Source organism: Myxococcus sp. CA039A (assembly GCF_013336645.1).
Taxonomy (GTDB): domain Bacteria; phylum Myxococcota; class Myxococcia; order Myxococcales; family Myxococcaceae; genus Myxococcus; species Myxococcus llanfairpwllgwyngyllgogerychwyrndrobwllllantysiliogogogochensis.
The window spans coordinates 1-473 of sequence record NZ_JABUMQ010000757.1 but is presented as its reverse complement, the minus strand read 5'-3'; the positions used below and the strand labels follow the sequence as shown (position 1 = coordinate 473).

The window sequence follows — 473 nt, the reverse complement described above, 5'->3', positions numbered from 1 at the left end:
CAACCAGTATGAATCGCTGGTGCTGCCGCTGGTGAAGTGGTTGCGGGACCAGGGCGTGGTGTTCCAGTACGGCACCGAGGTGACCGACGTCGACTTCGATCTGCAGCCGGGCCGCAAGCAGGCCACGCGTATCCACTGGATGCGTGATGGTGTAGCCGATGGCGTGGATCTGGGCGCCGATGATCTTGTTTTCATGACGATCGGTTCGCTGACCGAAAACTCGGATAATGGCGATCACCACACCGCGGCGCGTTTGAACGAAGGACCGGCGCCGGCCTGGGACCTGTGGCGCCGCATCGCCGCGAAGGATGCGGCGTTCGGGCGCCCGGATGTGTTCGGCGCGCATATCCCGCAGACCAAGTGGGAATCGGCGACAGTGACGACGCTGGATGCGCGCATTCCGGCTTACATCCAGAAGATCGCCAAGCGCGACCCGTTCAGTGGCAAGGTAGTGACCGGCGGCATCGTCAGCG

Annotated in this window: 1 protein-coding gene; it reads left to right on the top strand. The window is 63.4% G+C overall.

The window, feature by feature from the left end; all coding sequences use genetic code 11:
- Positions 1 to 19: 19 nt before the first annotated feature.
- Positions 20 to 473 (top strand): oleate hydratase (locus HR086_RS47445; RefSeq protein WP_373564462.1); only part of this gene is annotated, 454 nt, incomplete at its 3' end.